Source organism: Anaerolineae bacterium (genome assembly GCA_016931895.1).
Lineage (GTDB): Bacteria > Chloroflexota > Anaerolineae > 4572-78 > J111 > JAFGNV01.
In genome coordinates this window covers 1-3,537 of the sequence record JAFGDY010000303.1, presented here as the reverse complement: position 1 = coordinate 3,537, position 3,537 = coordinate 1, and the positions used below count along the sequence as shown (strand labels likewise).

General features: G+C 57.4%; 3 protein-coding genes. All 3 read left to right on the top strand.

Annotation, left to right across the window (positions count from 1 at the left end; genetic code table 11):
* Positions 1 to 1,014, top strand: a 1,014-nt coding sequence (locus JW953_23315) for a helicase (protein ID MBN1995637.1), incomplete at its 5' end; no start/stop codon positions are given.
* On the top strand, positions 1,011 to 2,870 hold the full coding sequence (locus tag JW953_23310) for a DUF1998 domain-containing protein (protein MBN1995636.1): 1,860 nt from the start codon (positions 1,011 to 1,013) through the stop codon (positions 2,868 to 2,870). The genes JW953_23315 and JW953_23310, both read left to right, overlap by 4 nt.
* Positions 2,871 to 3,010: 140 nt before the next feature.
* The coding region (drmC, locus tag JW953_23305; GenBank protein MBN1995635.1) for a DISARM system phospholipase D-like protein DrmC at positions 3,011 to 3,537 on the top strand (527 nt) is incomplete at its 3' end.

The window sequence follows — 3,537 nt, the reverse complement described above, 5'->3', positions numbered from 1 at the left end:
CTGTATAACGACTACGGCGAACACGCCGACCCCTGGATGACGCCGGTGGGCTATTTCAACTCGATGCGGGAGTTGGGCGGGATGCGCCGGGTGGTGGATGACGCCGTGCGCACCCGTTTGCAAAAGATGGAGGCGCGCGGCCTGGCCCGGCGCTATATCGAGCCGTTCAATGTGGAAGAACTCACCTCGCGCAAAGGCGCTGCTGACATTCCCCTCATTTTGGATCGCCTGGAGAAAACGTTCAGCCCGCAGCCAAAGGGCAAAAAATCTGACGCTTCCCAATACCCGCTGGATGTGGTGCTGGCTACCAATATGATTTCGGTGGGGGTCGATGTAAGCCGTTTGGGATTGATGGTGGTAGCCGGTCAACCCAAAGCCACGGCAGAATACATCCAGGCCACCAGCCGGGTAGGCCGGGCCTTTCCGGGCCTGGTCTGCACTGTTTACAATTGGTCGCGCCCCCGGGACTTAAGCCACTATGAACGCTTTGAACATTATCACGCCACCTTCTACCAGCAGGTCGAAGCCCTGTCGGTCACCCCGTTTTCGGCTCGCGCTCTGGACCGCGGCCTGACCGGCGTCTTGGCCTCGTTCCTGCGGCTCTGGGGCGAAGATTTTAACGCCAATGATCGGGCCGGACAGCTCCAGCGGCCCCACCCCTACATTGACCTGGCCTTGCAGGAAATCAGTCACCGGGCCGGACTGATCTACGAAAGCAACCAGGTTGAGGATCAAGTAAAACAAATGCTCAAAATGCGTCTGGACCAATGGCTGGCCACCGCAGCAGCCACCCGGGGTGGCGCCGCCATTTTGGGGTATCAAAGCCGTAAAGATGGCCGCACCGTGGGCTTACTTAAACAGCCCGAAGAAGAGGATTGGGGTTATTTTACCTGTCTCAATTCGCTCCGGGATGTGGAACCCAATGTGGCCCTGGTATTGCAAGACCAGGGGATGGACATCAAGCCCGGCCAATTTGCTGAAGCAGACTCATCCATTGACGAGGAGGCCGCATGACCGACTTCAAAACCCCGGTGGGCGGAATTCGCCCCAGCCAATTGATGTTTACCTATGGGGTCGGCGCTATCATCGACCTGCCCAAACTATCGGTGATTGTGACCGGGCTGGAAGATTGGCCGGTTGACCCCCAGTACAACAAAACCATTGTTGAAGACCGCCTGCTCACGGCGGTGCGTTATAAATTGCCCGAGGTCAAAAAACTGCTCGGCCCGCCTATTGTGCCGGACACCGGCCTGCCGCCGGACCCCTTTGAACGCACGGCGGCCATCGGGGTGGCGGTGGCCAACTTCCCTCGCTGGATGGTGTGTCCCCGCTGCCGCCTGCTGGCCCCGCTCAGTGACGGTCTTTTCAAGTTAAAAGAATATCCCTATAGACCTGATCGTACGGTTTACCGGCACGAGTTATGCAACAAGGGTCGAAATCCGGAGGTAGTTCCGGCTCGTTTCCTGGTGGCGTGCGAGGCCGGGCACCTGGATGATTTTCCCTGGCTGGAGTTTGTACACCAGGGCAAAGCCTGTGCTAATCCGGTCCTGCGCCTGATAGAATATGGCCCCGGCGGTGAAGCCCGCGACCTGGAGATATTCTGTGAAAGTTGTGAAACCCGGCGGCGTCTCTCCGAGGCCTTTGGTGAGGAGAACCGGGAGAAACTTCCCCTCTGTTCGGGCCGCCGCCCGCATTTGCGCGATTATGATCCTGACGGCTGTGAACACCGGGTTCGTCCCCTTATTTTGGGCGCCAGCAACACCTGGTTTCCCGTGGTACAAAGTACCATTGCCATCCCCCTTGAGAGCGGGCGGTTGGCCCAGTTAGTGGATGAAAATTGGGCGCAACTGCAAGCGGTGACCGCCCCCAACATTCTGCAATTTATGCGTAGCACCGGCCAACTGGGCGAACTGAGCGAGTACCAGGATGATGAAATATGGACGGCCATCGAGGAACGTCGGGCACAAGATGCCGGAGAAACCGCTGCGCCCGGCGAAGCTCCTGATCTCAAAGTGCCGGAATGGCAGGTATTTACCCAGCACGATCCCCAACTCAACGGGGATGATTTCCGCCTGATCCCCGTCGCCGTTCCCGCCAAATTCTCGTCTTTGCTTGAGCAGGTGGTGTTGGTCGAGCGGTTGCGGGAAGTGCGGGCGATGATGGGCTTCACCCGGTTGGACGCGATAGGTGAACTCACCGACCCGGACCTGAACCTTCCGATCAATCCTTCGCCGCTGTCACGCCGTCCGCCTACCTGGGTGCCGGCGGATGAAGTTCGCGGCGAGGGCATCTTCATTCAATTCAGCCAGGCCAGGATCAATGCCTGGTTAGCCCAACCCGAAGTGAATGAACGAGGCCGAGACTTTTTTGAGTCCCACAAAAAATGGCGTCAGGCTCGCTGGATTGAACCGCCGGAGAATGGCTTCCCGGGCATGCAATATGTGCTCATTCACTCCTTTGCCCATGCCTTGATGCGGCAGTTGTCTCTGGAATGTGGGTACGCCGCCGCCAGTATCCGCAAACGGTTGTACGTCCGCGAGCCGGAACGTGAGGGGGGGCCAATGGCCGGGGTCTTGATTTACACGTCGGCGCCGGACAGCGAGGGTACTTTGGGCGGATTGGTCAGCCTGGGCCAGCCCAAAACGCTGGAACGGCACATCAGCCAAGCTTTGGAAGCGGCCCGTCTGTGCGCCAGTGATCCCCTATGTGCGGAGCGACAACCCAGCCAGAGCGGTCGTACGCTGCATGCCACTGCCTGCCACGCATGCCTGTTCGCGTCGGAAACATCGTGTGAGCGGGGTAATAAATACCTGGATCGTTCCACTCTGGTTCATACCGTTGAACGAGATGACCTGGCTTTTTTTGAATAAGGATTGAGCAATGTCACAGAATCAACTGGTTTCAGAAATCTATCATCTGGTCAATGATCTCCCGGTCGAAGTGGTAGAGAAATTAGTCTATACCTTAGCAAAAGGTAACGTCGGCTGATCCAACGCAAATACGGCGAGAAGTGCTGCAAGCCGTGGCCCATCCTGCGGTACAACAGCGTGTCAGCCGCTTCCTGGACTTCTGGCAGACCCGTATACCGGAGGTACAGCCTGAGAGTATGGCCCTGGCGTTGCAGGCTGTTTGTTTTGCCGGAGAAGAACATCGCCGGGCGCAACATCTGGAACTGGTGTGGACCGGCCCGGACAGCCAAGTTATTCCCTTACGCCGCACCGACCAGTCATTACTGCAACTGATCAACGAAGCCATCCAAGAATTACACATTGTTAGTTTTGCCGTCTATAAACCAAAGGTGATTATCCAGGCTTTGGTGAAAGCTGCCCAACGGGGCGTATCAATTGCTCTTTATCTGGAAACGCCGGATGCCAGCGAGGGCAAAATCACGTTTGATACCATGAAGTCGCTAGGTAAGGAAGTGGCTCAATGCGCCCGTATTTACATCTGGCCCCTGTCGCAGCGCACGCAATCAGAAAGCGGTAAGCACGGCTCTCTTCACGCCAAGGTGGCCGTGGCTGATGGTCAGACGATGCT